At 68.5% G+C, this 26,228-nt stretch carries 23 protein-coding genes; 14 read left to right on the forward strand and 9 right to left on the reverse strand.

Annotated features, from left to right (window positions below; genetic code table 11):
- Window positions 1-33: 33 nt before the first annotated feature.
- Complete coding sequence (locus tag AB0M24_RS01475) at window positions 34-1,056, forward strand: LLM class flavin-dependent oxidoreductase (protein ID WP_363759277.1); 1,023 nt, start codon at window positions 34-36, stop codon at window positions 1,054-1,056.
- On the opposite strand, the gene AB0M24_RS01480 is transcribed toward AB0M24_RS01475, so the two are convergent.
- Entirely contained in the window at window positions 1,022-1,831 is an 810-nt protein-coding gene (locus AB0M24_RS01480; protein ID WP_363759280.1) for a hypothetical protein, read from the reverse strand. The two genes, AB0M24_RS01475 and AB0M24_RS01480, sit on opposite strands and share 35 nt — an antisense overlap.
- Before the next feature lie 100 nt (window positions 1,832-1,931).
- Between AB0M24_RS01480 and AB0M24_RS01485 the strand changes: the two genes are divergently transcribed.
- The 4 genes from AB0M24_RS01485 to AB0M24_RS01500 all read left to right on the forward strand — a co-directional run bounded on the left by AB0M24_RS01485 (window position 1,932) and on the right by AB0M24_RS01500 (window position 4,361).
- Window positions 1,932-2,471 carry a M15 family metallopeptidase gene (locus AB0M24_RS01485; protein ID WP_363759283.1) on the forward strand — a complete coding sequence of 180 codons (540 nt, stop codon included), beginning with the start codon at window positions 1,932-1,934 and terminating at the stop codon, window positions 2,469-2,471.
- Window positions 2,472-2,613: 142 nt separating this feature from the next.
- Window positions 2,614-2,838, forward strand: coding sequence for a LuxR C-terminal-related transcriptional regulator (locus tag AB0M24_RS01490; protein ID WP_363759286.1), 225 nt, complete (start codon window positions 2,614-2,616; stop codon window positions 2,836-2,838).
- A 215-nt stretch (window positions 2,839-3,053) separates the two neighbouring features.
- On the forward strand, window positions 3,054-3,881 hold the full coding sequence (locus AB0M24_RS01495) for an LLM class flavin-dependent oxidoreductase (protein WP_363759289.1): 828 nt from the start codon (window positions 3,054-3,056) through the stop codon (window positions 3,879-3,881).
- Window positions 3,882-3,938: 57 nt separating this feature from the next.
- A complete protein-coding gene (locus tag AB0M24_RS01500; RefSeq protein ID WP_363761538.1) occupies window positions 3,939-4,361 on the forward strand; it encodes a nucleoside deaminase in 423 nt (140 codons plus the stop codon).
- Here the strand turns inward: AB0M24_RS01500 and rph are convergent.
- From rph to AB0M24_RS01525, 5 genes are all read right to left on the reverse strand, one after another.
- Window positions 4,358-6,781, reverse strand: coding sequence for a rifamycin-inactivating phosphotransferase (gene rph, locus AB0M24_RS01505; protein ID WP_363759292.1), 2,424 nt, complete (start codon window positions 6,779-6,781; stop codon window positions 4,358-4,360). The genes AB0M24_RS01500 and rph overlap by 4 nt on opposite strands.
- 102 nt (window positions 6,782-6,883) lie before the next feature.
- On the reverse strand, window positions 6,884-10,471 hold the full coding sequence (locus tag AB0M24_RS01510; RefSeq protein ID WP_363759295.1) for a discoidin domain-containing protein: 3,588 nt from the start codon (window positions 10,469-10,471) through the stop codon (window positions 6,884-6,886).
- Window positions 10,472-10,658: 187 nt separating this feature from the next.
- Window positions 10,659-11,606 (reverse strand): LuxR C-terminal-related transcriptional regulator, encoded by a 948-nt coding sequence (locus tag AB0M24_RS01515; RefSeq protein WP_363759298.1) that lies wholly within the window; start codon window positions 11,604-11,606, stop codon window positions 10,659-10,661.
- A gap of 59 nt (window positions 11,607-11,665) precedes the next feature.
- A complete protein-coding gene (locus tag AB0M24_RS01520) occupies window positions 11,666-12,751 on the reverse strand; it encodes a hypothetical protein (RefSeq protein ID WP_363759301.1) in 1,086 nt (361 codons plus the stop codon).
- A gap of 106 nt (window positions 12,752-12,857) precedes the next feature.
- A complete protein-coding gene (locus AB0M24_RS01525; RefSeq protein ID WP_363759304.1) occupies window positions 12,858-13,190 on the reverse strand; it encodes a hypothetical protein in 333 nt (110 codons plus the stop codon).
- A gap of 151 nt (window positions 13,191-13,341) precedes the next feature.
- Between AB0M24_RS01525 and AB0M24_RS01530 the strand changes: the two genes are divergently transcribed.
- On the forward strand, window positions 13,342-14,040 hold the full coding sequence (locus tag AB0M24_RS01530) for a trypsin-like serine protease (RefSeq protein ID WP_363759307.1): 699 nt from the start codon (window positions 13,342-13,344) through the stop codon (window positions 14,038-14,040).
- Between the two features lie 60 nt (window positions 14,041-14,100).
- Here AB0M24_RS01530 and AB0M24_RS01535 read toward each other — a convergent pair whose 3' ends face one another.
- The 3 genes from AB0M24_RS01535 to AB0M24_RS01545 all read right to left on the reverse strand — a co-directional run bounded on the left by AB0M24_RS01535 (window position 14,101) and on the right by AB0M24_RS01545 (window position 15,648).
- On the reverse strand, window positions 14,101-14,424 hold the full coding sequence (locus tag AB0M24_RS01535; protein ID WP_363759310.1) for a hypothetical protein: 324 nt from the start codon (window positions 14,422-14,424) through the stop codon (window positions 14,101-14,103).
- Window positions 14,421-14,768 (reverse strand): cupin domain-containing protein, encoded by a 348-nt coding sequence (locus AB0M24_RS01540; protein WP_363759313.1) that lies wholly within the window; start codon window positions 14,766-14,768, stop codon window positions 14,421-14,423. The genes AB0M24_RS01535 and AB0M24_RS01540 overlap by 4 nt, the downstream gene beginning before the upstream one ends.
- A 166-nt stretch (window positions 14,769-14,934) precedes the next feature.
- Window positions 14,935-15,648 carry a response regulator transcription factor gene (locus AB0M24_RS01545; RefSeq protein ID WP_363759316.1) on the reverse strand — a complete coding sequence of 238 codons (714 nt, stop codon included), beginning with the start codon at window positions 15,646-15,648 and terminating at the stop codon, window positions 14,935-14,937.
- 409 nt (window positions 15,649-16,057) lie between these two features.
- Here AB0M24_RS01545 and AB0M24_RS01550 point away from each other — a divergent pair, with 409 nt between their 5' ends.
- From AB0M24_RS01550 to AB0M24_RS01585, 8 genes are all read left to right on the forward strand, one after another.
- A complete protein-coding gene (locus AB0M24_RS01550; protein WP_363759319.1) occupies window positions 16,058-17,332 on the forward strand; it encodes a SidA/IucD/PvdA family monooxygenase in 1,275 nt (424 codons plus the stop codon).
- A complete protein-coding gene (locus AB0M24_RS01555) occupies window positions 17,332-18,849 on the forward strand; it encodes a class I tRNA ligase family protein (protein WP_363759322.1) in 1,518 nt (505 codons plus the stop codon). Before AB0M24_RS01550 ends, AB0M24_RS01555 begins: the two co-directional genes overlap by 1 nt.
- Window positions 18,849-19,892 (forward strand): FAD-binding oxidoreductase, encoded by a 1,044-nt coding sequence (locus AB0M24_RS01560; protein ID WP_363759325.1) that lies wholly within the window; start codon window positions 18,849-18,851, stop codon window positions 19,890-19,892. The genes AB0M24_RS01555 and AB0M24_RS01560 overlap by 1 nt, the downstream gene beginning before the upstream one ends.
- 37 nt (window positions 19,893-19,929) lie before the next feature.
- On the forward strand, window positions 19,930-21,147 hold the full coding sequence (locus AB0M24_RS01565; RefSeq protein ID WP_363759328.1) for an MFS transporter: 1,218 nt from the start codon (window positions 19,930-19,932) through the stop codon (window positions 21,145-21,147).
- Entirely contained in the window at window positions 21,144-22,382 is a 1,239-nt protein-coding gene (locus AB0M24_RS01570) for an ATP-grasp domain-containing protein (protein ID WP_363759331.1), read from the forward strand. Before AB0M24_RS01565 ends, AB0M24_RS01570 begins: the two co-directional genes overlap by 4 nt.
- Before the next feature lie 90 nt (window positions 22,383-22,472).
- Entirely contained in the window at window positions 22,473-23,741 is a 1,269-nt protein-coding gene (locus AB0M24_RS01575) for a SidA/IucD/PvdA family monooxygenase (protein WP_363759334.1), read from the forward strand.
- A complete protein-coding gene (locus AB0M24_RS01580) occupies window positions 23,738-25,027 on the forward strand; it encodes an ATP-grasp domain-containing protein (RefSeq protein WP_363759337.1) in 1,290 nt (429 codons plus the stop codon). The genes AB0M24_RS01575 and AB0M24_RS01580 overlap by 4 nt, the downstream gene beginning before the upstream one ends.
- The gene (locus AB0M24_RS01585; protein WP_363759340.1) at window positions 25,024-26,223 is read left to right on the forward strand and encodes an acyl-CoA dehydrogenase family protein; all 1,200 of its coding nucleotides are present in this window, start codon (window positions 25,024-25,026) and stop codon (window positions 26,221-26,223) included. The genes AB0M24_RS01580 and AB0M24_RS01585 overlap by 4 nt, the downstream gene beginning before the upstream one ends.
- Window positions 26,224-26,228: the final 5 nt, after the last annotated feature.

Consider the following 26,228-nt stretch of genomic DNA (forward strand, 5'->3'; position numbering starts at 1 on the left):
AATTTCCATGCCTATGCATGTGTTTCGGATGGTGTGAAGAAGATCGGTTTCCTTTCCTTCGGCCATTGGTCGGAGAGCGCTCACTCGCAGACGCGGTCCGCCTCGGACACGTTGCTGCAGTCGATCGACCTGGCCGTCGCCGCCGAGGAGCTGGGTGCCGACGGCGCCTACTTCCGCGTGCACCACTTCGCCCAGCAGCTCGCGTCGCCGTTCCCGCTGCTCTCCGCCATCGGCGCCAGGACCTCGCGCATCGAGATCGGCACCGGCGTGATCGACATGCGCTACGAGAACCCGATGTACATGGTCGAGGACGCGGGCGCCGCGGACCTGATCTCCGGCGGCAGGCTGCAGCTCGGCATCTCCCGGGGATCGCCCGAGCAGGTCGTCGACGGCTGGCGCTACTTCGGCTACGGACCCGCCGAGGGTGAGACCGAGGCCGACATGGCTCGCAAGCACGCCGAGGTGTTCCTGAAGGTGCTGGAGGGGCAGGGTTTCGCCCGCCCGAACCCGCGCCCGATGTTCCCGAACCCGCCCGGCCTGCTGCGCCTGGAGCCGCACGCACCGGGTCTGCGCGACCGGATCTGGTGGGGCGCCGGTTCCAACGGCACCGCCGCCTGGGCCGCTGAGCACGGCATGAACCTGATGAGCTCGACGCTGAAGTTCGACGAGGGCGGCGCGCCGTTCCACGTCCAGCAGGCCGAGCAGATCCGGGCGTTCCGCAAGGCCTGGACCGAGGCCGGCTGGGAACGGGAACCCCGCGTTTCCGTTTCCCGCAGCATCTTCGCCATCACCAACGACCTCGACGACGCGTACTTCGGTGGCGACGGCGAGAGCAGGGACCAGGTCGGTTTCATCGACGGTCCGCAGCAGGCGATCTTCGGACGTTCGTACGCGGCCGAGCCCGACGTGCTGGTCAAGCAGCTCGCGGAGGACGAGGCGATCGCCGAGGCGGACACGCTGTTGCTGACCGTGCCCAACCAGCTCGGCGTCGACTACAACGTGCACGTCCTGGACAACATCCTCACGCACGTGGCTCCGGCTCTCGGCTGGCGCTGAGCGGGTTCGCCCGCGTCCAGTCGTCCACGTGGAACGGTGACCCGCCGGGTGCGGTCGACGCATGTGCGACCACCTCGGTGGGCACTTGGCCGTCGGCGAGGCCGAGCCGTTCGCGGTAGTCCTGCTGGAACGCTGCGGCTACCTCGTCGGCGCTCAGTTCGGGTGCGTAGTCGGCCAGGCCCGCGATGCTCGAGCGGCGCAGTTCGTAGCCGAGCGCGTCCGACACGTCCGCGATCACCGCGCGCACGGCGTCCGAGACGTCGACCTGCACCACCGTGCTGAACAGCGACCCGGTGGACGTCACGCGCTGCGCCGAGCCCACGACCTTGGCGACGCCCCCGACGTTGATGCTGTACTCGCCGGGGCAGTACTCACCGTCCACCTCGCCGACGCGGGCGTCGACGTGTCTGCGCAGCACCCGCGCGTGGCTCTCGGCGTTGGCGGCGAATGTCGCGCTGCCCGCGTGCCGGATGCCGGTGGTGCGGTCGAGGTGGTCGATCACGACGGCGCCGCTGTCGTAGGCGACCATCCGCCCGCCCGGCGACCTGACAACCGTCTCGAACCCCGCCGCCTGCGCGATCTCGGTGGCCTTGGTGATCCCGGGCGAGCGCAGGTCACGTCCGCTGAACGCGACCGTCGGGCTTTGCGGCACGTAGATGTGCACGAGCTCGGACCATTCGGCAGTCGGTGCGCGCAGCAACAATGCCGGGATCACCAGGTCGGTCACGGCGGAGGTCGTGCCTCCGGTGGTGAGCAGCCGGTCGAGGTTCTTCACGTCGTGATTCTCGCTTGTAACGGCTGGTGTCGACATCTCGTTGCCGAACGCGCACATTCCGCGCGCGGTCTGGGGACATCGCCGCTGCAGGCTCGAACCCGTGATCCGTGGAATCCTCGCAGCACTCGTCCTCGCGACAGCGGCCTGCTCAGCCACTCCAGCGCCCGGGCCGGGTCCGGCCAGCGGTGTGTCGGCGCGTGCCACGGGCGACGGCAGCATCCCGGAGAACGGGAGCATCTCGCTGGACGACAACTCCCACGCCGCGATCGCCAACCTCGACCCGGCGTTGCTCGACGCCGTGCGAAAGGCCGCTGTGGACGCTCTCGCGTCGCGCGGGGTGGAGTTCCGCGTGACGTCGGGCTGGCGGAGCAAGGAGTACCAGCAGCGGCTGTTCGACGAGGCCGTCACCCGCTACGCCAGCGAGAAGGAAGCGCGGCGGTGGGTGCAGCCGCCGGACAAGTCGAACCACGTGACGGGCAAGGCCATCGACATCGGCCCGACCAACGCCGACGACTGGCTCATCCAGCACGGCGCGGACTACGGCCTGTGCCAGAAGTACGCCAACGAGATGTGGCACTTCGAGCTGCTCACGACACCCGGCGGCCAGTGCCCGCAACCCCTCGGCGACTCGGTGGGCTGACCGGTGGTGCGGAACCTGCCACACTGGAGCGGACCACAGGGTCGTCTGCTCCTGCTTCGGTGATCGGGGATCGGCTCGCCTCCCCGCTCGGCCGTGGAGGTTCAGGCGCTCCTTCTTCGCCGTGCGAAGGAGAGTTGCGCGCATGCTCAGTCCGCGTGAGTACGAAGTCCTGCGAGAGCTCGCCGAGGACAGGACCGACCGCCAGATCGCGACCCGGCTCGGAATCAGCGAACGCACCGTCCGAGCCCACGTCAGCCAGATCATCCACAAACTCGGCGTCGCCTCGCGCGTCGGCGCGGCGGTGGCGTTCTGGCGCGGTGGCGGAACCGCCAATGGCGACACGCCCGGTGCGGCCGCGAAGCTTTGAGGTGGATCGGTTGGTGGGGGAGCTGATCGGACGGGCCGGCTCTGCAACGGGGGAGCAGAGCCGGCCCGCGCCAGTAGGGTTGCCGCACGCACGCTGGGGGATCTGAGCCGCCTCGCGCTAGTTGGACAGGTTCGCCGGTCCGCGCTGGTTGGCCGGCATCGCCGACCTTTGCCAGTTGGACACGGTCACCGGCCCGGCGGCATAGCCTGGGTGGCGTGTTGATCGGCGTGAACGTCCCCAACTTCGGCCCCGGCACCGATCCCGGCGTGCTGCGCGACTGGGCGCGCACGGTCGAGGGCCTGGGTTTCGACTTGCTGATGATGTCGGACCACGTCGTGGTGACGCCGGACGTGGCCTCGCAGTACCCGGCGCCGTTCTACGAGCCGTTCACGACGTTGGCGTGGCTGGCCGGGGTCACCGAACGGGTCACGCTCGGCACCACCGTGCTGATCGCGGCGTACCGGCACCCGTTGCTGGCGGCGCGGATGGCGGCGAACCTCGCGGGCCTGAGCGGTGGGCGGTTCGTGCTCGGCGTCGGGGTCGGGTGGGCGCGGCAGGAGTTCGAGGCGCTCGGGGTTCCGTTCCAGCGCAGGGGAAAGCTGACCGACGAGCTGATCACGACGCTCAGGACGGCGTGGCAGGACGAGCTGTACAGGGCTGGCGACATCCCGATCTGGGTGGGCGGGAACAGCGACGGTGCGCTCAAGCGCGTGGTCCGGCTCGGTGACGCGTGGCATCCGTTGCGGCAGACGCCTGAGGGGTGGCAGGAGTCGCTTCAAAGGCTGAAAACCACTGCGGTTCAAGAGAATCGAAGACTGCCCGAGCTGGCGCCGCGCATTCTGTTGAGGCTGACGGACGAGCCGGTGCCGGATCGCAGGCTGGGTGAGGGCACGATCGAGCAGATCGTCGCGGACCTGGAGGGGCTGAGGGCGGACGGAGCGCACGCGGTGGTCCTGGATCCGTTCTTGGGCGATCCGGAGGAGACGCGGCGTCCGGAGGTGGCTTGGGAGGCGTTGGCGGTGGTGCGGAAGGCGTTCCGGTGAGCGGAGCTGCCTGGGAAGCGTTGGCTGAAGTGCGAAAGGCCTTCCGGTGAGAAAGGAATCCTGGTGAACGAGGCACATCTGCGTCGGGCGATCGCGCTGGCCGCCGAGGCACGGGAGAGCGGCAACCCGCCGTTCGGGTCGCTGCTCGTCGGGCCGGACGGGGCGGTGCTCGTGGAAGAGCGCAACACCTGCCTGACCGACGACGACATCACGGCCCACCCCGAGCTGAAGCTGGCGAGGTGGGCCGCTCAGAACCTCGACGCCGACACCGCCGCCGGCACCACGATGTACACGAGCTGCGAGCCGTGCGGCATGTGCGGCGGGGCGTTGGCGCGGTCCGGGATCGGGCAGGTGGTGTTCGCGTTGGCGTCCAGCCAGCTCGACGGGCTGAAGACCTCGGGCGGGTTCACCGACGTGCCCACCGACGGCCCGCACCTCTACGACGAGGCGAAGGTGCCGGTCGAGGGGTACTACCCCTAGTCGAGGATCTCGATGTAGCCGTCGGTGCCGTGGACGCGGATCCGCTGGCCGTCCTTGATCACTCGGGTGGCCTGGTCTACCCCGACGACCGCGGGCAGGCCGTACTCGCGGGCGATCACCGCGCCGTGCGTCATCACGCCGCCGACCTCCGTCACGAGACCGGCGATCGCGACGAACAACGGTGACCAGCTCGGGTCCGTGTAGGCGGTGACCAGGATGTCGCCGGGGGAGAGGTCGGCGTCCGCCACGTCGAGGACGACGCGGGCGCGGCCTTCGATCGTGCCCGCGGACACCGGCAGGCCGACGATCGCGCCGGGCGGCAGGTCGTCGCGGTGGTACGAGCCGGAGATCGCCTCGCCGTCGGAGGTGAGCACGCGAGGTGGCGTGAGCGACTGGTACGACCGGAACGCGTCCCTGCGCTGAGCGATCAGCGACGACGAGGCCCCGCCGGTGCGCACGACGTCCTGCAGCTCGGAGAACCGCAGGAAGTAGATGTCCTCGCGTTCATCGAGCACGCCCGCCCGCACGAGTCGCCCGGCTTCCTCCAGCAACGCCTGCTTGTAGACGAAGTAGCGGCTGACCATGCCGTACTTCGGGTACTCGCGGTAGCCGGTGAACGTGCGGACGCGCTCGATCATCCGCGCGGTCTCGGCGGCCAGCTCATCTCCGTCCGGCAGCGCCCGCAGCCGCTCCAGCACCTCCTGCTCCTTGGCCAACGCCTCCTGCCGCCCCTGCTCGAACCGCGCCGCACCGGCACCCTGCGCGAAGTTGCGGATGTTGGTGAGCAGCACCGGGATCAGCGTCGAAGGCTGCTCGCTCCACCGCGGTCTGGTGATGTCGATCTCGCCGACGCAGCGCATCCCGTACTTGTCGAGGTAAGCCCGCAACTCGGGCAATGAGTCCACAAAGGACTCGTCCGCGGCGTCCTGCAGCAACGCGACCTTCGAGGGGTGCGGCCGGATCGCGTCCGCCACGTCGAGCAGCGCCAGCCCCATCTCGGACGTGACGTTGTGCGGCACGGACTGCGTGAGCACGTCCGCCGCGTTCTTCTCGCCCAGCCACTCCTGCAGGTGGTCGTTCAGCCACCACGTCGTCTGCATCCCGGCCATGATCACCTGGCTGCTGCGCGGGTCGAACAGCAGCCGCCGCAGCTCCTGGAAGTCGTCGAGGATGAAGTCGAGCAGCTCAACGCCCGTTTTCTCCCGGATCGCGACCTTCAAAGCGGCGACCGAATCCTCGTTCTGCCGGATCAGCTCGGTCACGATCGAGGCATCGGTCTCTATCGTCGCCGGCGCGGCACCGGGAATCGGCAAACCGGGACCGTTCTCCGACGACGGCACGAAACCGTCGCGGGAGAGAACGGTCTGCAGTGCGTCCCGGATCAGCGGATCCGACTTTCCCGCGACGTCCAGGAACGCGTCGCGGCTCGTCGGAACGGACAGGACCCCGGTGATGTCGACGAACAGCCGTCCGCCCGCCTCCGCCATGGGCCGCGGAGTCGTCAGCTGCCACACGGACAGGCCGAGCGGCGTCATCGCGTCGGTCATCATCTGCTGGTGGCCGACGGACACGTAGACGTGGTTGGCGTCGTCGTCGACCTCGGGCACGGGGAACAACGTCGTGATCGGCCGGCTCTGCACGATCTGGAACCCACTGTCCGCCAGGCACCACTCGACGTCCTGAGGACGTCCGAAGTGCGCCTCGATCCGTCGCCCGAGCCGAACCAGCTCCAGGACCTGCGCGTCCGTCACCACCGAGGCGGCGACCGCGCTGTCGATGATCTCCCCGTCGCGCACCTGATAGCTGTCCGCGTTGACCAGGCCGGACACGAACGCCTCGCCGAGACCGGGCACGGCCTCCACGCGGGTGATCTTCCGGTTGGACGTCACGGGGTCGGCCGTGAACAACACACCGGCGGCCTCGGCGGCGACCATCTCCTGCACGACGACGGCCATGGTGACGGACTGCTGGTCGAAGCCGTTGCGCTGCCGGTAGGTGACCGCGCGGTCGGTGAACAGCGAAGCCCAGCACAGGCTGATGTGCCGCAGCACGTCAGCAGCCTGAACGTTGAGGTACGAGTCCTGCTGACCGGCGAAGGACGCACCGGGCAGATCCTCGGCGGTCGCGCTGGACCGCACCGCGTACACACCGGAGCCCAGCGCTGCGGTGATCTCCGCGGCCAGCTCGTCCGGAACGGCGATCCCTTCGATGATCTTCCGGATCTCGGCGGGGCTCGCCTCGTCCAGCTCACCGAGCACGTCCTGCACGACGTGCGAGAACGCCTCGGTCGTGACGACGAAGCCGCTGGGCACGTGAACACCGTCGACGCGGGTCAGCTCGCCGAGGTTCGCCCCCTTGCCGCCGGCGAGCGCGATCTGGGTCTGGTCGAGCTCGGTCAGGTTCAGCACATAACTCCCCATGGCCGGAGAGTGTGCGGCAAACCGGGGGTCTTGCCACAAGACCCCCGGTGCGCTATACGTTGAACATGGCGGGGAGAGCGTTCTCCTCGCTTTCGTCGTTTCTCAGGTCAGCTTCGGCGCCGAGTTGTACGCCTCCGCCAGCAGCCGCGGCGTGCGAACCGTCCGCTGCGGATTGATCGTCACGGTCCGAACCTCGCCTGGCAGCAACCAGAAGTAGTTGTCGCTGTACAGGGTCGGCAGCACGCGGTCCGTTCCGTTGCGTTCCCGCAGCGACAGCCGGACCATCGCCGCGACCGTCTTGCCGGTGTTGCGGACCGTCGCGGTGTACCCGTCCTTCGTGGACACCAGAGTTGTAGCCAATTGGGTGTACGCGACCTGGTTGAGCGCGTGCATGGACGCTTCGGTCCGGTAACGCCAGTAGGTGTTCTCGGAGAGCACCACACCCTTCGCATCCGTCAGCGTCAGGCGCATCAGGTGGAACGCGGGCAGCGCCGCGTCGAACGGCACGGTGAACAAGACGGGAGCGGAGAACGCGCCGACGTCGAGCTTCTGCTCCTGCGCCTGCCCGATCGTCTTGCCGTCGAGGTCGTGCAGCTGCGCCTTGACCGTCACGCCGGTGAGCGCCGACGCGGTGTGGTTGATGGCGTTGATCTGCCAGTTCGTCGGGTTGGCCTGCACGTGCCGCTGCTCGCAGCCCTTGCGGGAACCGTAGAAGCTGCCGTTGACGTCCATGTCGTAGTCGTAGGTCTGCCACACCGTGCTGTGCCACGCGGGGTGCGACATCCACAGCAGCACGCCGGTCGCGTCGTTCCAGAGCTTGGTGTTCCAGGCCTCGAAGATCGCGCGCATGCTCTCGTAGTTCACGAACTGCGCCTTGCGGCAGAACTCCTCCAGGCTGCTCGACGGCGCGAGGCGGGCGTCGATCGCGCCCTTGTAACCGTTCGGCTGCTGGTTGCTGTTCTCCGACCAGTCGTGCATGTACCAGGCGTCGCCGATCGGCCAGCCCGCGTTGCCCTGGCCGACGAGGTTGCGCATCGAGTCCACGACGGACACGGTCGGCAGGCCGATCTCGCTCCAGAAGCCGAACTTCCCGCCGGTCGCCTCGCCGGTGACGTACTTCGTCGGGTCGATCCACCGGTACGTGCCGTCGCCGGTGATCACGCCGCTCGCCGAGTTCGGCTGGTAGAGCAGGTCCGTGTTGGTGCTGACGATCTCCTTCAGCACGCTGTCCACAGAGGACGGCGGGCTGCCCTCGTTGCAGCCGAACCACACCGCGCAGCAGGCGTGCGAGCGGTAGCGCAGCACGGTGTCCTTGGCCTGCTCGAAGAACTTGTCGTGGTTCGCGGGGTCGGCGGACCAGCCGAGCCAGAACTCGTTCCACAGCAGGATGCCGTACTTGTCGCAGGCGTCGAAGAGCTCTTCGCGGTAGGACGAGCCGACCCAGTTGCGGATCAGCGTGAAGTTCATGTCCTTGTGCAGTGCCACGGCGTTGTCGGCGCGCGAGGCGGGCATGCGGCGCAGCAGCTCGTCCCAGCCCCAGCTGCCGCCGCGGGCGAAGATCTTGACGCCGTTGACGATGATGATCAGCGGCTTGGGGGAGTTGTTCTGGTCCGCGACGTCGGTCCAGCTCTGGCCGTCCTGCGAGATCTGGATCTTGAACGTGGCCGCGTACGCCGTCTCCCAGCGCAGCTTCACGCGGTCGAACGACGTCGCGGCGCCGAGGTCGACCTGCACCCACTCGTTGTCGTTGTAGTTCGAGGTCCACCGCGACTTCGGGTCGCCGTCGGTCACGGCGCCGGGTGAGGTCCAATCGGCGCTCGACGACGCTTCCGCGGTCTTGCCCCGCGCCAGGTCGGTGTCCGGGTTCCTGCTGTCCACAACGGACATCGTGAAGACGGAGAAGCCCCAGCTGGTGGCACGCCTGCCACCCTGCATCCGGACGTAACGGGCCTGCTGGGCCGGGAAGTCCACGGTCTGGTCCGCGGCGCCGTCGACGATCGTGATCGGCAGGTCGTACTGGTAGGTGATCTGCCGGATGCCGAACTTGAGCGTCTTCCTGTCGCTGACGGCGGTGCCCTTGGCGACGGTCAGGGTCAGGTCGTGCAGCGTGGGGTCGCCGTACCCGTTGGGCCACCACAGCTTCGGGTTCTTGATCCGCAGCTCGGAGAACTCGGACGGCGCGAACTTGACCGCCGACTCGGAGTTCGGCGCCACCGTGACCGACTTGCTGACCTTGATGCCGTCGAACGCGGCGGTCACGGTGACGTTCTGCGCGGACGCCTCGACGTTGCGGACCGGAACGGTGAACGTGACCTCGGCGGTCGTCTTGTCCGGCAGCACGGTGTCGATGCGCGGGTCGCCGATCACCATGGCGCCGGTGGAGCGCAGCCGGACGTGGTTCCAGATGCCCGAGGCCCGGTCGCGGACGGCGGGCATCCAGTCCCAGCCGGACACCGCCAGGTACGTGGGAGAGTTCTTGAACATCGTGCTGTTCGCGCCGACCCACGCCTCACCGCGCGGCCCCTTGTCGCCGGGGCTGCCGGGGAACGGCATCGGCGCGATCCGCACGGCCAGGTTCTGGTCGCCGCTCTTGCGCAACGTCGACGTGATGTCCAGCTTCGCCCGGCCGAACGGGTTGCTGAGAGCGCCGACCTTGCTGCCGTTGAGCCAGATCTCGGCCTCGTGGTTGATGCCGTCGAACTCGAGCCAGACGTGCCGGCCCGCGCCGCGGTCGAGCCCGCTCGGCAGGCCGAACGTGCGGCGGTACCACCACACGTGCCGGGAGAGCGCTTCCGGGATCTTCAGGTTGTTCATGCCGTACACGGGATCCGGCAGGTGCTTCTGCTCGACCAGCGACGCGAGCACGGTGCCGGGCACGGACGCGGGCACCCAGCCGCGGGTGTCGACGTTCGGTGCGGACAGCGCGGCGCCGTCCTTGGCGGGCGCGAAGTCCTGCATCGTGAGGACCCATCCCGATTCCAGCGGTACGGACCCGTCCGGCGCCACGGTCAGCGCGGGGTTCTCGTGGTTCTGCACGGGCCAGTTGGTCCAGCCCTTCACCGCGGGCCGGTTGTCCCTGCTCGTGCCGTACACCTGGAAGCCGTTGAGGCCCAACGGGTTGCTCGTCGAGCGGCGGCCGGCGGAGAACCGGACCCAGCGCGCGCGGACGGCGGGCGTGAGCGGGATCGTGACGACGGATCCGGTGCCGGACTCGGTGCGGTAGACGGTCCGCCACGTCCGGCCGTCGTCGGACACGTCGAGGTCGAAGACGATCGCGTAGCTGGAGAGGATCTCGGTGCCGATGGTGTCGGCGCGGGAACCGTTGGCGTCGAAAGCCTGGTCGCCCGGCTTCGCTTCGAACGTCAGCACGACCGAGCTGATGTCGCAGCGGCCCTGCAGGTCGACGATCATCCACTCGCCGTCGCCCTGGGCGGCCCGCCAGCCGGAGCCCTGCACGCCGACCTGCGCGAGACCGTCCACAGCGAACTCGGCCGGCGTCGCCGCGTAGTCGGTGGAGGAGACCGAGACCGGGCGGAACAACGCCAGGTCGACGGCCTGGCCTTGAGCCTGTGCCTGCTCCGGCGCGGCCGACGCGGGCAGCACCGAACTGAGCCCGAAGCCCGCGAGCAGCCCACCGCCCAAGGTCAGCGCCTGCCGTCTCGAGACGCCGTCGCCGAAGTCCTGCGTCATTGCGAGCTCCGATCCCTGTTCCTGACAACGTTGCCAGGAAGCTTCGGTGGAGTTACATGAACCGTCAATAAGACAAACGAGACAGGAATTGGCGACGAAGACATCGATGTCATCAACGGCCGGACGTCCAGGCAGAATGGCATGCACGAGCCGAAAACCGGTACGAGGACCGGGAAAGCACGGGCCCTTACAACCAGCCCTGGCGGGATGCCTGCACTCCCAGCTGGAACCGCGTCTGCGCGCCGAGCGTCTCCTGCAGCCTGCTGATCCGCCGCGCGATCGTCCTTTCACTCACGCCGAACTCGCGCGCGATCGCCTCGTCGGTCAGCCCCGCCGAGAGGTACGTGAGCAGCTGCTTGTTCTCCCGTTGCGGTGCGCTGTCGACCTGTGTGCTCTTGGTGACCGGCACGGCCATCCGCCAGAAGGCGTCGAAGAACCCGACCAGTCCACTGAGGAACGGCGAGTCGTGCACCACGACCGCGGCGATGTTCTGCTTGCCCGCCATCGGAGCCCGTGCCGCGACGAGTGCCCAGCGGTCGTCCACGATGGTCACGTTCATCGGCACGTGCGGGAACACTCTGGCGTCCTCTCCCGCTTCCACGCACTGCTGCACCATGTCCAGCGCGTGCGCGTCGTGCAGCACGTGGGCGCCGTAGATGACCTGGTACTGGACGCCGCGGGCGAGTGCCTCGAAGAAGCCGTCGACGATCTTGTGCCCCTCCTCGGTGGAGAGGTTGCCGAGCGTCATGGCCCTGACCCGTTCGCGGGCGTCGGTCTGCACGCTGTCGAGCACCGCCCGTCCGGCCTCGTGCGACGGGAGCAGCTCGAAGTCGGTGCGGCGCTCCAAACCTCGTGTCCACAAGCGAGACAGGAGCTCCGCGCTCTCCCTCGCCAGCGCGGCCTCACGCGTGTGGCGCTGGGCGAGCGCTTCCATCGCGAGCCTCGGCGGCGTCGGGATGACCGTGTCGCCGCTCAGCTCGACCAGGCCGATCGTCTGCAGCTCGGCCAGTGGTGCGGTGAGGTCGGTCTTGAGCCGTGCGGTGAGATCGGCGAGCGGCGACGCACCTACCTCGACCAGGTCGAGGTAGGTGCGCTCCGCCGCCTCGGACAAGCCGAGGGCCTGCAACGGCTGCATGGAAGCCGTTGTACCACCGCATTCCACGTCAGGCAGAGGGGCTCTGCCCGGCCGCAGCATCAGGCGTCCGGTGCGACCAGGGTCGGGAGCTGCCGGTCGAACAGGCTCGCGAACGTCAGCGTCGGCAGCACGTGACCCTGCTTCTGCGCGTCGTTGGCCAGGCCGTAACCCCACTCGGCGGCGTGCAACCGCTGGTTCGGCGTGCCGTGGTGGCTGTCTCCGGCGAACGAGCAGTCACCGAGCTGCGCGAACACTTCCACGAACTGCTGGACGCGCTTCCACTGCATGGTCGCTCCACGCGCGTGCGTCAGGTAGTACCCGGCGAACGCGTCGGCCATCAGCTCGGTCCTGCGGCTCGCCTCGGGCCCGGTGAGGTCCGAGTTGAACAGATCCCGTTGGTACTGCACGTGGTGGCCGTACTCGTGCGCGAGGATCGCCTGCGGGGCGACGTCGCCGAGCCCGACCGCCCGCATGCCCGCGAGCACGCCGTCACCCATGACGATCTCCGGTGGCACGGTGCCGAAACCGGGGATCTCCAGGCCGCCGATCGCGAAGGCGTTGAAGGTGAACCCGGGATGCCGGCCGTGGTCGAACTTGTCCGTGTCCATCAGCGTCGCCATCTGGTCGGCGAGGCTCTTCGAGATCGCCTCGGGGAAGCCCCAGCCGACGGTGAAGATCCTGGTCAGCTTGGTTCGATCGGTGAGCATCGTGCTGCGCAACGGCAGCAGGCGGATCCTGCTCGAGTCGATGTCCCAGAACCTGCCGAGGTCGCGGAACGCGTGCGTGACCGGCGTGGTGAACGCGCCGAAGCCGGTGCCCGCGTCGTCGGGGAACAGGACGGTGTCGAGGAGTACGACCTGCTGGGCGAGGTTCGCGAGGTTGTGGTCGACCGCGGTCCAGTCGGCCTTGCTCGCGGCGAGCCAGTCCCGGATCGGGGTCGACGACGAGCAGACGTAGTCGCTGGGGTCGATGGCCTCGATGTCGAGCCGCGCCTGCAGCTGGTTCGCGTGGGCCGTCGCCTCGGCGGGGAGGGCGAGCAGGGTGCCGGTGTCCGGGGTGGACTCCGCCTGCGCCCAGCCCGGCGGCGTCAGCAGGGTCAGTGCCGTGACGGCCACCGCCACGCGGGAGGCGATGGTGTTTCTCATGGTTCTCCTCGGTGCCGTGGGGGAGCGGGTGCCCAGTATCAGCACCCGCCGCCCCTACGACCGAGGCTCTGAGCTGGCAGAAAGTGGCATGACGAGAAGATGACAGCTACTTGGGCGTGGCGACGATCAGCGCGGCGATCGCGGGTGGCGGCGCGGCCACGCCGGGACCACCCGCGTCGACCCAGTCGGCCACACCGTGGAGTGCCTCGTCGTCCAGGATGGACCCGACCCACACGGGTTTCGCACCGTTCGACCGCGCGGCCGGGCTCGGCTGCACGACGACGATGTTCGACGACTCGCACGCGTCCAGGCAGTCGGCGACCTTCACCGTGGCGAGCCGGGAACGCAGCACGTCCAGCTGGCGGTCGTGGTCGACCTCGGGGTGCTTGCGCTCGGTGCCGCAGCAACAGCCCCGGCAGACGGTGATCCGTGCAGTCATGATCGTTGTTCTTACCGACTCGGGCACGGGATCGGGGGAGAACGTGCTGCCGGTCACCCGCGTCAGTTCCGGATTTTCGGATCGGTCGCGACCGATCCTCGTGGCACCACAATGGGATTTCCCTGCCCTCATTCCTTGCTTAGGAGAGGTAATGCGGCTCAAGCTGTTAGGAATTCTCGTCGGAGCCACCCTCGTGGCCGGCCTCGGCACCGTCCCCCAGTCCCAGGCGAGCGAGCCGGACGTGGGAACGAACATCATCGGCGGCGGCACCGTGCCGGAAGGCGGTGCCCCGTGGGGCGCGCAGGTGAACGTCGGCGGCGGCTTCTGCTCGGGTTCCGCGATCGCCCCGCTGTGGGTGCTCACCGCGGCGCACTGCGGCCGGGGCGGCAGCGTGCGCGTGGGCAGCCAGCGACTCGGCCAGGGCCGGAGCATCCGGGTCGTGGCCGACTACACCAACGGTGACGTGGCCTTGAAGAAGCTGGCCTCGTCCGCAGGCCTCGCCAAGTACCTCCCGTACGCCGCCACGCCGCCGCCGATGGGCGCCACCGTGCAGATCTACGGCTGGGGCGGCATCTCCGCGCCCGGCGGCCCGCTCGCCCAGTCGCTCAAGACCGCGAACCTGCGCGTGGTCGCCGTCGGCAACACGATCAACGGAGCCCCGATCACCGGCCAGGCCTATTTCGGTGACTCCGGCGGCCCGATGGTCTACAACGGCCAGGAGATCGGCACCTGCACCGGCCCGGTCGGCGGCGGTGGCGACCCGTCGAAGCTGACGGTGGCCTATCAGAACATTCCGCGCAGGGCCGCGTGGATTCAGCAGACGACCGGAATTCCTCCCGGCGGAAACTGACATTCGCGAAAGCCGGCGGCAAATCCTCGTGCCCGTCGAGCAGACGGGCACGAGGCCCGGTCAGCCCACCTCGTCGATGTAGGACGTGCCGGCCGCCGCGTGCGGGCCGTAGCGCTCCCACTCCTCGCGCAGCCTGAGGCGTCCCTCCGGCGTGAACTCGGGCGTGTTCACCGTGTGCCCGCAGATCACGTCACCGTTCTCGAGCACCATCGTGTATCCCATGTGGAGGGTGCCGTCCGGCGCGCGGGTGCCCGCGATCGAGCCGCGCCGGACCTTGCCGCCCGCGAAGTCCGCCCACACGAGGTCGCCGTCCTGGTGGTACTCGGCGACGGTGTTCGGGTCGCTGTCGGGCTTGCGGAACCTCCGGCCGTTGTAGTCGATCACGCCAGGTACTCCTCGGCCATGACGCCGTCCCACCAGATCGCGTAGTAGGAGAAGTCCTCGTCGTGCGGGTTGAGGATGTGGTGGTCGACGCTGCCCGGCATCAGCGCGAGGTCGCCCGCCTCCAGCACGTGGGTCTCCTCGCCCACCACGACCTTGGCGCGGCCGGACATCGCGATGAACAGCTCCTGCTCGCGGTGCTGGTGCCGGTCCGTCACGTCGCCGGGGCGCAGCACGCACCAGGCGCCGCGGAACGGCGTGGCGAGGCCCGGCCACGGGTGCAGCAGCTTGAGGTCGAGCCCGTGCTCGCGCTCCAGGTTCTCCGGTTCGCTCCGGCGAAAGTCCACTTTGTCCGACGGCATCCCCGACTCCGATCGACGTGAGGCGACGGGGCGGAGCGTAGGCAGCGGGGTTTCCCGGCCGACAGAGGACGCTTTCCCTTCTGGCTCAGGAACTAGTGACGCGTCTCGGAAGGTGGGCGAGGTGATCCGCGCTCAGCGGGGAACCACACCACTACCGCCCCAGACCCGCGTCACGGGCGAGCACGATCGCCTGCGCCCGGTCTGCCACGCCGAGCTTCGCGAAGATCGCGGACACCCGGTTGCTGATGGTCTTGGACGCCAGCGCGAACTCGCGGGCGATGGCCACGTTCGACCTGCCCGCGGCGATCCTGTCGAGCACCTCCCGCTCCTTGGCGGTGAGCTGGGGGAACGGGTACGGCGAATGATCGCCGGCCGGGTGCATGAGTGCGCCGAAACGGGCGGCGATGGTTTTGCCGATCAGGAACTCTCCGGCGGCGACTGCCTGGATGCCGCGCACGATCTGGTCCGGGTCGGCGTTCTTCAACAAATAGCCTCGTGCGCCCGCGCGAATGGCGGACATGACCGTCGCGTCGCAATCGCGTGCACTGAAGACCAGAATGCCCGTTTCGGGGCATGCGCGAGTTATTTGTTCCACCAATAGGCAGTTTGCCGTTCCGATGGTGTCGACGTCGACGACCAGCACGTCGGGCTGGCAGCGCATTGTCTCGGCCACGGTCTCCGCAGAAGTGGAAGCTTCACCAATCACGGAGATGCCGTCCACGCGTTCGAGCACGGAACGCACTCCGTGCCTGATGGCGGGCTGTGTGTCGGCCAGGACAACGGTCAGAGTCGCAGGTCTGTGCAGTACCGCGATGTCGAGCCCGCGGCGCAGAGGTGGGAGCGGCGAGTGTTCCACCTGGGTCATCGGTCTTCCCCCGAAATAGCTGTCGGTGTCATTCCCTAGCGGTTACCTGTTCTCCCCCAAAGAGCGGCACCGGCCGTAGGGTATATCGCCCCGTCGGGGTGAGTCGCGATCTCGAAAACGGGGTTTTCACTCGTTCGGCCCAGCATGCTGCCGGTCGTCGTTGACGATCGGAGTAGCGGAGTTCGTGCGTTCGCCGCGCGCGTTCGGCGAACCAGTCCAATGGCGGGTGACAATTGGTGACGCTCGGTGACCAACTCCATGATCACTCTCGGTGAAGTGGTGGGGGTCCGTTTTGCCTCATAAGCGAATCGGCTTTTGCCCATGCCTGCGGGAACAGTTCCCCTATCTGCTGGGAAACCGGGATACCTAGCCTCTGGAGCGCCACTCGGCGATGACTTGAGGGGGACGTGTGACTGTCCAAGACGTTGGCGTACTGGCGATCGGAGCGGGCCCGGCGAACCTCGCCCTCGCCGTCGCGATCGAGGAGTCCGGTGCGCGGGAGCTCGCGGGCGACACGCTCGTGCTGGAGCAGCACGAGGACATCAAGTGGCAGCGCGGCACCCTGATGCCGTGGGCGCGCAGCCAGGTGTCGTTCCTCAAGGACCTCGTGACCCTGCGCAACCCGACCAGCCGCTTCTCGTTCCTGAGCTTCCTGTACGAGCAGGGCAGGCTCGACGAGTTCGTGAACCTCGGCACCTTCCACCCGTACCGCTGGGAGATGTCGGACTACCTGCAGTGGGTCGCGTCCTCTTTGGACCGGGTGAACGTGCGCTACAACGCCAAAGCCCAGCAGATCGAGCCGATCACCGAGAACGGCGTGATCACCGGCTGGACCGTGACGCTCGCCGGCGGCGACGTGATCCGGTGCCGCGACCTGGTCGTCGGCGGTGGCCGCGACCCGCACGTGCCCGAGATCTTCGCCGACCTGCCCGCCGAGAAGGTCGTGCACAGCTCGCAGTACCTCAACCGCATCGGTGACGTGCCGAACGACCGGCCGTTGCACGCGGTCGTCGTCGGAGGCGCGCAGAGTGCGGCGGAGATGTTCTACGCGCTGCACAACGACCTGCCCGACAGCCGGGTCACCATGGTGGTGCGGTCGATCGGCCTGCAGAACTACCAGACCAGCAAGTTCATCAACGAGGCGTTCTTCCCGTCCTATGTGGACGAGTTCTACGACACGCCGGAAGAGGTGCGCGCGCAGATCCTCGACGAGATGCGGTTCGCGAACTACGCGGGCCTCGCGCCGCCGTTCCTCGACGAGCTCTACACGATGCTCTACCAGCAGAAGGCCTTGGGACCGCAGCGTTCCAGCGTCCGGTCGATGACCGAGGTGCTCAAGGCGAGGCAGGACGGCGACGAGATCGTGCTCGACCTGCACGACCGCAAGACCGGCAAGGTCGAACCGGTGCGCTGCGACCTCGTCGTCCTCGGCACCGGCTACGACCAGCGGATGCCCGCGATGGCCAGGGATCTCGCGTCCCAGCTGGGTCTCGGCGACATCGCCGTCAGCCGCCAGTACCGGGTCGACATCGGTGACGCGGCGTGGGGCGCCCTGTACCTGCAGGGCGTGAACGAGAAGACGCACGGCATGTCCGACTCGCTGATCAGCGTCCTCGCCCACCGCTCGCAGGACATCGTCAACGACCTGCTCGCCCGCCGCACCGCCGAGCTGAGGACCGCCTGATGAGCAAGCTTCTCGTGATCGCGCCCGGCCCGACGGCGAACGGCGACCTGCACCTCGGCCACCTCGCCGGCCCGTTCCTCGCGGCCGACATCTGCGCGCGGTACGCCCGTGCCGCCGGGTGCGACGTGCTGTTCGGCACCGGCATCCACTCGACGCAGAACTACATCGTGACGACCGCGCGCCGGCTCGGGGTGAAGCCCGAGGACCTGCGTGAGCAGTCGGCGGCGAAGGTCGAGAAGTCGCTCGCGGCCATGGACATCGAACCGGACGGCTTCGTGCGGTTCGACGAGCGGTACGTCAAGACCGTCGTCACGTTCTTCGACCGCCTGCACAGCGCGGGCAAGCTGCGGCTGCGCGCGGTGAAGTTCCCGTACTCGGCCCGCAACGGCTTCCTCACCGACGCGTACGTCCGCGGTGGTTGCCCAGTGTGCCTGACCGATGGCTGCGCCGGGCTGTGCGAGGGCTGCGGGCACTGGATCGCGTCCGGCGAGCTCGTCAACCCGCAGTCCACATTGGACCCGAGCGATCCGGTGGAACTGCGCGAGGAGAAGGTGCTCGTGCTGCCGGTCGAGGAGTACCGGGCGGGCCTGGAGGAGTTCTTCGCGAGGCACGCGCCGACGTTGCGGCCTCGCCTTGCCCGGATGATCGAGGAGATGCTGGCGCGGCCGTTGCCGGACTACCCGGTCACGCTGCCGATCTCCTGGGGCATCCCGGCGCCGTTCCCCGAGGTCGACGGCCAGGTGTTCTACTCCGACACGGAGACGATCACCTGGAGCATCCACGCTTCTGCTCTGGCCGCGCAGGCCCGTGGCGAGGTGCTGGAGAGCGACGACCAGCTGTGGTTCGGCGACACCGAGGTCGTGTACTTCTTCGGTTCCGACGCGGGCTTCGCGTTCGCCGTCGCCGGTGTCGCGATGCTGCTCGCACTCGGGGAGTACGTGCTGCCGGAGCAGTTCGTCACCAACGAGTTCTACGAGCTGGAGAACGACAAGTTCTCCACCAGCCGCGGCCACCTCGTCACCGGGCAGGAGCTGCTGGAGCAGGGTGTCCCGCGCGACCTGATCCGGTTCTACCTCGCCTCGACCAGCCCGGAGTTCCAGCGCACCAACTTCACCCGTGCCGCGATGCACGAGGTGACGTCGTCGCGCCTGGTCGCGCCGTGGAACCGGATCGCGGCCAAGGTCAACGCACTCGACCCGGTCGCGCTGCCCGTCTCGGAACGCTCCCGCGTCGCGGCCCGGCTGATGGCCGAACGCTTCGCCGGTGCCTACGACGTGCGCAGGTTCAGCGTCACGGCGGCCGCGTTCACGCTCACCGAGCAGCTCGCCCGCCTCGACTCCTTCCCGCTCACCGCCGAGAACGCGGGCGACTTCTGCCACGAGGTCGATGTGTTCCTGCGCTGCGCCGGCCCGATCCTGACCGACCTCGCCACGCGGGCGTTGGGGGACACCGCGATCCCGTCGACGTTCGACGCTCAGGAGTTCACGCCCCGCCCGCTGCCGGAACTCTCCGAGTGATGGCCAGAGTCGTCATCGTCGGAGCGGGTGTCACAGGTCTGCTGACGGCCGTGGAGTGCGCGCTCGCCGGGCACCGCGTGACGGTGCTCGACCGGCGCAGCATCCCCAGTCCGGTGTCCACGTCGTTCGACCAGCACCGCGCGCTCCGGACGTTCGTCCCGGGCGACGTGGACGCCACCCTCGCCCGCGTCGCCGCCCATCGGCGCTGGCTCGAGCTGGAACAGTTGCTGGACACCAGGTTCTACCGCCGCGTCGGCATCGTCACGGCGTGGCCGCGCGCCGAGGCCGCGGTGATGGCCGAGCAGGCGGCGAGGTGCGGGTTGCCGGTCGAGACCGTGGAGCCGGAGAAGCTGCCGCACCTGGTGTTCGCCGACGACGCGACCGGCGTGCTGGAGAGCGACGCCGGGGTGCTGCTCGCCGAACGGGTGCTGGTCGCGGCCGTGCGCTGGCTGGTCGAGCACCCGCAGGTGTCGTTGCGCCCCAACAGCCGCGTCGTCGCGGTCGACACCGGGCGGGTCCAGGTCGAGGGCGGCGTCACGATCCACGCGGATCTGGTGCTCGTCGCCGAGGGCCCGTGGACCGGCGAGCTGGTCGACGTCCCGGTGCGGGTGCACCGCCAGACGATGGTCTACCTCCGCCCGCCCGAGCGGCTCATGCGCTGGTGGGAGAACGCTCCCGGTGCCGGACGGCTCGGCCGCGACGGCCGGGCGTGGCTGCTGCCGCCGGGTGACGGCACGCTGCTGAAGATCAGCTCGGACGCCGTGTGCCGCGAGGTTCCGTCCGTCGACAGCGACGAGCTCGACCACCGTTGGGTCGATCGCCTGCTGGCCGCGTCGGTCGTGTCCGATGTGGACAGATACACCGTGGTCGCGGTCAAGCACTGCCACTACACCACCGACGCCGTCACGGGCGGCGCGCTGCTCACCGAGGTTGCTCCCGCAGTTTGGGCGCGCGCGGCCTGCGGTGGCTCCGGTTTCGCCACGGCACCGCTGGTCGCCGGGCGGATCGTCGGGGCGCTCGACGCTCTGGAGGCGGCGGCGTGATGACCGATGCTCTCGATGCCCCTGAGGAGGCAGCCTGATGTCCAGTGACAGCGGAGTTCTCGCCACGTTGCGAGCAACCCCCACACCCGTCCGCTACCTCCTCGGCGGCGTGCTGATCAACCAGCTCGGCGCGTTCGTCCAGACCTTCATCCTGCTGTACCTGACCTTCCGCGGCGACGCGCTCGGCATCGCCGGTCTGTCGCTCGCCGCGTACAGCGTCGGGTCGATCTTCGGCACGCTGCTCGGCGGTGAGCTCACCTCGCGGTTCGGCCCGCGCACGACGATCACGATGGCCATGCTGGCGTCCGCGCCGCTGGTGGCCTCGATCCCGTTCGTGGCAACGATCCCGGTGGTGCTGTTCCTGGTCGTCGGCCTCGCCGGGCTCGTCACGCAGGCTTATCGGCCGGCCGCAGCGGTGCTGCTCAGCGACCTGATGCCCGAAGAGCACCAGGTGATGGCGTTCTCGATGATGAGAATCGCGCTGAACACCGGTGCGGCGGTGGCTCCGCTGATCGCCGCCGGACTCATCCTCGTCGACTGGGACCTGCTCTTCTACCTCGACGGCGTGACGGCGCTGCTCTACGGCCTGCTGGCGTACCTGCTGCTGCCGCGCGTCGAGGCGCCCAAGGAGGACGAGGAGAAGAAGCCCACTGTCGACGCCCGTGCGGCCTACGTGCGGATGGCGGGTGACCGGAAGTACCTCGCCTACCTCGCCGCGGTCTTCCTCGGCACGATCGCGTACGCGCAGTCCGTCACCGCGCTGCCGTTGGAGATCGTCGCCGACAAGTACCCGACTTCGTTGTACAGCGCGGTGCTCACGGTGTCGTCGATCGTGCTCATCACGTGCGAGCTGAAGATCACTTCGTACATCGTGAAGATCCCGCAGCACATCGCCGTGCTGGCCGGGCACCTGGTGAACTCGCTCGGGTTCGCCCTCTACGCCCTCGCGGTGCAGTCCGGGACGTTCGTGATCCTCGGCGCGGTGTTCGCGGTGAGCGGCCTGATGATCGCCGGACCGACGATGTTCGCGCACCCGGCGAAGTTCCCCGCCGAGTACAAGTCCCGCTACATCGGCACGATGCAGGCGGTCGTCGGGCTCGCGTCCGCGATCGGCCCGCTGTTCGGCGTGTTCACGTTCAACTCGCTCGGCGGCGCGTTCTGGATCGTCATCGCGCTGGTCAACGGCGTGGCCGGGCTGCTCGCGGTGTACGGCGTGCGGGTCGCGAAGGAGCCGGTCGAGGCAGGTGTCGCATGAGGCCCGTCCTCGTCGTCGGGTTCGTCGGCGTCACGATCGGCCTGGTCGCGGACTTCCAGCCGGACGACTCGGTGATCTACGTCGAGGAACCGGACGTGATCCGCAAGCGGCACGTGCGCGAGCAGATCGAGAACGTCGGGTTCGTCCGCGGCCTGATCGAGTGGGAGTACCTGACGCCGGGCAGGGCGGACGAGTTCTTCCACGCGCACCGCGACCTCGACCCCGCCGCGGTCGTCCCGGCGATCGAGTACGCGACGCCGTTCGCCGCCCGGCTCGCCGAACGCTACGGCCTGCCCGGCGCGACGTTCGGCGCGGCGCAGATCATGCGGGACAAGGCGTTGCTGCGTCAGGTCACCGCGGCCGCCGGCATCCGGAACCCGGAAAGCCGGCGGGTGACCAGTCCGGCGGAGGTGCTGGAGTTCATGGGCGGCCACGAGTCGATCGTGCTCAAGCCGTCGAACCGCCAGGCCGCGGTGGGCACGCAGGTGATCCACGACCCGGACGACATCGAGCAGGCGTGGGCGCACTGCACGGCTCAGGACGAGGGCATCTTCGTGCCGGACCGGCCGATGGAGCTGTCGATGCTCGCCGAGGAGTTCGTCGAGGGCGAGGAGTTCAGCGTCGAGATGCTGGTGCGCGACGGGACACCGTTGTGGGCCAACACCACCGGCAAACAGCTCGTGCCCGGTCCACTGCCGGTCGAGCTCGCGCACATCGTGCCTGCGGACATCCCTTCCGCGCTGGACGAACTGCTCAAGGAGGAGACCGCACGGGTGATCGACGCCGCCGGTTTCCGCGACGGCATCGTGCACTGCGAGTGGATCGTGTCCGACGGCGTCCCGCACCTCGTCGAGTGCGCGGGAAGACTGGCAGGGGACGGGATTCTGGACGTCATCCAGCTCGCCTACCCGGTCGAACTGCTGCGGTGCTACTACGCCGTGCTCAAGGGCGAGGATCCGCCGTGTGAGCTGCCGTCGCGAGCGAAATCCGGTGCGGCTGTGCGGTTTCTGACGATCGAACCGGGTGTGGTCGAGAGCGTTGACGGCGTCGAGGAGGCCCGGCAGCTCGACGGTGTGCACTTGTTGCAGGTGACGGTCGCGCCGGGGGAGAAGTTCGACGGGCTCAGAAGTTCCTGGGACCGAGCGGGCATCGTCATGGCCACCGGCGACACGGCGGCGGAAGCGTTGCGGCGTGCGGAAAACGCGGCCGAGGCCGTCCACATCGAAGTCCGGTAATTCCCGACCGGTCGGGAACGGTTCCTCTTCATGTCGGGGAACTTCGTTGTCTAGCTTCAATTCTGGCTGCGAAACCATCGAGGGGGCACTGTGACTGACCGAGAAGTCGGGGTTCTGGCGATCGGGGCGGGGCCGGCGAACCTGGCGCTCGCCGTCGCGATCGAGGAGTCCGAGTCGGACCTGGCCGAGAACACGCTTCTGCTGGAACAGAGCCCGGACGTCAAGTGGCAGCGCAACCTGCTCATGCCGTGGGCGCGCAGCCAGGTCTCGTTCCTCAAGGACCTGGTGACGTTGCGCAACCCGCGCAGCCGCTTCTCGTTCCTCAACTTCCTGCACTCCCAGGGAAGGCTCGACGAGTTCTGCAACCTCGGCACGTTCAGCCCGTTCCGCTGGGAGCTGTCGGACTACCTGCAGTGGGCCGCGAAGGAGCTGGAGCGGGTGCAGATCCGCTACGACTCCCGGGCGCAGAGCATCGAGCCGACGCGTTCGTCAGACGGCTCGATCACGGGCTGGGAAGTGTCCCTCGTGGACGGTGACCGGATCCGGTGCCGCGACCTCGTCGTCGGCGGTGGCCGCGACCCGCGCATTCCGGACGTGTTCGGCGAGCTGCCGGCCGAGCGGATCGTGCACAGCGCCCAGTACCGGACGCGGATCGCGCAGATTCCCAGGGACAAGCCGTTGCGGGCCGTGGTCGTGGGTGGGGCGCAGAGCGCGGCGGAGATGTTCTACGCGCTGCACCAGAACCTGCCCGAGAGCCAGGTGACGATGGTCGTCCGGTCGATCGGGCTGCAGAACTACCAGCACAGCAAGTTCGTGAACGAGCTGTTCTACCCGTCGTTCGTCGACGAGTTCTACGACAGCCCGCCCGAGGTGCGGTCGCAGATTCTCGGCGAGATGCGCCTGACGAACTACGCGGGTCTCGCGCCGGAGTTCCTCGACCAGCTCTACACGATGCTGTACCAGCAGAAGACGCTCGGCCCGCAGCGGTCGTGGGTGCGCCCGATGACCGAGGTCGTCGCCGCTCGCGTGGAGAACGACGAAGTGGTGCTGGATCTCCGCGACCGGATGAGCGGCAAGGTCGAGCCGTTGCACTGCGATCTCGTGCTGCTGGGCACCGGCTACGACCCGCGCATGCCGTGGCTCGTCCGCGACCTGGCCGACCGCGCAGGCCTGGACGAGATCAACGTCAGCCGCAGCTATCGCCTCGACCTCGGCGAGTCCGCCTGGGGTGCCCTGTACCTGCAGGGCGTGAACGAGGAGACGCACGGCATCGCGGACTCGCTGATCAGCGTCATCGCCCACCGCTCGCAGGACATTCTCACCGACCTGCTCACGCGCAGAACGGGAGTTAGCGCATGAACCCCGCGATCCTCGTCATCGGCAGCGGACTCAAGGTCTACCGCGAGTACCTCGTCGCGCCGATCGCCCGTCGTGCCAAGGCCGCGGGCATCGACCTGGTCCTCATCAACAACCTCAAGCCCACGTGGCAGCGCCAGTACTTCGACGAGATCATCCACGCGAACGTCTTCGACTCGGACGTGATGGGCGAGGCGGCCCGCGAGGTCGTCGCCCGGCGCAACGTCATCGGCCTGATGTGCTGGGACGAGCCGTTGGTGCTCGACGCGGGCCTGCTCGCCGCCGAGTTCGGTGTGCCCGGTCTGTCCGCGGCGGGTGTGCGCGGCTGCCGCGACAAGGAACGCACTCGTGCGGTGTTGACCGCCGCTGGCCTGCACCAGCCCGGCTTCGAGCTCACGACGACCGTTGAACAGGCTCGTACCGCGGCTGAGCGCATCGGCTACCCGGTCGTGATCAAGCCTCGTGCGATGGGCGCCAGCATCGGTGTCGTCTTCGCCACCAACCAGGCGGAGCTCGACGAGGCGTTCCACACGGCACTCGCGGCGAGTGAGGTCGATCCGGGGCCGTACCGGGCGAGCGCGATCGTCGAACGGTACGCGCCCGGTCCTGAGATCAGCATCGACGGCGCCGTCCACAAGGGCGAGTACCTGCCGATGTTCCTGGCGCGCAAGCACTCCAGCGACCACCCGTACTTCGAGGAGGTCGGGCACGTCGTCGACGCCAACGACCCGTTGCTCGACGACCAGGAACTGATGGACCACCTGGCGAAGGCGCATCAGGCGTTGGGCATCGAGAACGGCATCACGCACGCCGAGGTGCGGCTGACCGACCGCGGCCCGCTGATCATCGAGATCAACGGGCGTCTGGGCGGCGACCTGATCCCGTTCCTCGGCCGCACCGCCACCGGCATCGAGCCGGGCGAGGTGCTGTTCGACGTCACGACCGGGCAGCGACCGGACATCACGCCGACGCACCGCCGTGTCGCCGGGATCCGCTTCGGCATCCCGGAGCAGGACTGCCTGCTGAAGTCGATCACGCTGCCCGCCGAGGCGCCCGGCCTGGTCGCGACCTCGCCGATGTGCGAGCCCGGCACGACGTTGCGCCTGCCGCCCGGTGGCTACCTGGCACGGCATTCGTTCGTGGTGTGCGAGGCCGAGGACGTGAAGACCTGTGACGAACGGCTGGCCGCTGCCGCCGCTCTGGTGGAGCTGGAGACCGAACCGGTCGGACCCGCCGACCCCGACGCACCTTTCGCGATGCCCGCTGGACTTCTGGATGTGGACGAGTGACGAGCCTGAAGAACGAGACCCTGACGGCGACCGAGATCATCGCCCGAGCTCGCGCACTCGCGCCGGTGCTGCGGGAACGGTCCGCCGAGATCGAAGCCAACGGAAAGCTTCCTGCCGATGTCGTGGAGCTGTTGCGCGGCACGGGTGTGCACCGCATGTGCTTCCGCCGTGAGTTCGGTGGCCCCGAGCTCACGTCGATGGAGCAGACGCAGGTCGCCGAAGCCCTCGCGTACGGTGACGCGTCCGCCGCGTGGTGCGGCATCATCGGCGCGAACACCGGTCTGCTGGCCAACTTCCTCGAACCCGACGTCGCCCGCGAGGTCTACCCGCGGCTCGACATGGTCACGGCCGGCGTGCTCGCCCCTGCCGGGCGCGCCGACAAGGTGCCGGGCGGGTTCCGGTTGAGCGGCCAGTGGTCGTTCGGCAGCACGATCCACCACGCGGACTGGGTGATGTCCGGTGCGTTCGTGTTCGAGAACGGCGAGCCCTACGCGAGCCCGGACGGCAGCAACCCGCACGAGTCCCGCCAGTTCCTGGTGCCGCAGAGCGCGGTCGAGATCCTGGACAACTGGGACACGACCGGCTTGCGCGGCACCGGCAGCTCGGACTACCGGATCACGGACGTGTTCGTGCCGGAGGAGCACACGCTTACGTTCGACAACCCGCGTTGCGAGCCGCACCCGTTGGCACAGCCGGAGTCGTTCATGCGCAGCCTTTGCGGTGTGCCGCTCGGTGTTGCGCGTGCTGCTCTGGATTACGCCCGCGAGTGCGTTTTGCAGCGTGTGGACCGGATGACCGGCACGGACTGGGCGGACATCTGGCGCGTGCAGGTGACTTTGGCCGAGTGCGAGGCGGACTTCAACGCCACGCGCAACGGCGTCTACACCGCGATGACGCGGCAGTGGGAAGTTCTCTCGTCCGGCGGCACTCTGGACGACCTCACGATGAACGAGCGGGCCGCGTCGCCGATCGCGTGGCTGCACGCGTTCCGCACCTCGCGGTCGATCGTGAACCGGCTCTTCGACCTGCTGCAGACGTGGTCGATCCACAAGTCCTCGCCGATGGACCGCTGGATGCGCGACACCGCGACCATGTGCCAGAACCTCTCGGCGCAGGACGCGATTCTCGAGTCCGTGGGCGCGTACCTGCTCGGTCGCCGGCCCAAGTTCCGCATCTGCCTCGGCATCGTGAAGTAGGGGGA

This window comes from Lentzea sp. NPDC051838, assembly GCF_040681245.1.
In the GTDB taxonomy this organism is placed as follows: Bacteria; Actinomycetota; Actinomycetes; order Mycobacteriales; family Pseudonocardiaceae; genus Lentzea.

Excerpts from the sequence above, each read along its gene's own strand:
- AB0M24_RS01515 (WP_363759298.1), bottom strand. The coding sequence starts at position 11,606 with ATGCAGCCGTTGCAGGCCCTCGGCTTGTCCGAGGCGGCGGAGCGCACC.
- AB0M24_RS01580 (WP_363759337.1), top strand. The coding sequence starts at position 23,738 with ATGAACCCCGCGATCCTCGTCATCGGCAGCGGACTCAAGGTCTACCGC.
- AB0M24_RS01570 (WP_363759331.1), top strand. The coding sequence starts at position 21,144 with ATGAGGCCCGTCCTCGTCGTCGGGTTCGTCGGCGTCACGATCGGCCTG.
- AB0M24_RS01545 (WP_363759316.1), bottom strand. The coding sequence starts at position 15,648 with ATGACCCAGGTGGAACACTCGCCGCTCCCACCTCTGCGCCGCGGGCTC.
- AB0M24_RS01555 (WP_363759322.1), top strand. The coding sequence starts at position 17,332 with ATGAGCAAGCTTCTCGTGATCGCGCCCGGCCCGACGGCGAACGGCGAC.
- AB0M24_RS01490 (WP_363759286.1), top strand. The coding sequence starts at position 2,614 with ATGCTCAGTCCGCGTGAGTACGAAGTCCTGCGAGAGCTCGCCGAGGAC.
- AB0M24_RS01510 (WP_363759295.1), bottom strand. The coding sequence starts at position 10,471 with ATGACGCAGGACTTCGGCGACGGCGTCTCGAGACGGCAGGCGCTGACC.
- AB0M24_RS01560 (WP_363759325.1), top strand. The coding sequence starts at position 18,849 with ATGGCCAGAGTCGTCATCGTCGGAGCGGGTGTCACAGGTCTGCTGACG.
- AB0M24_RS01520 (WP_363759301.1), bottom strand. The coding sequence starts at position 12,751 with ATGAGAAACACCATCGCCTCCCGCGTGGCGGTGGCCGTCACGGCACTG.
- AB0M24_RS01565 (WP_363759328.1), top strand. The coding sequence starts at position 19,930 with ATGTCCAGTGACAGCGGAGTTCTCGCCACGTTGCGAGCAACCCCCACA.
- AB0M24_RS01530 (WP_363759307.1), top strand. The coding sequence starts at position 13,342 with ATGCGGCTCAAGCTGTTAGGAATTCTCGTCGGAGCCACCCTCGTGGCC.
- rph (WP_363759292.1), bottom strand. The coding sequence starts at position 6,781 with ATGGGGAGTTATGTGCTGAACCTGACCGAGCTCGACCAGACCCAGATC.
- AB0M24_RS01525 (WP_363759304.1), bottom strand. The coding sequence starts at position 13,190 with ATGACTGCACGGATCACCGTCTGCCGGGGCTGTTGCTGCGGCACCGAG.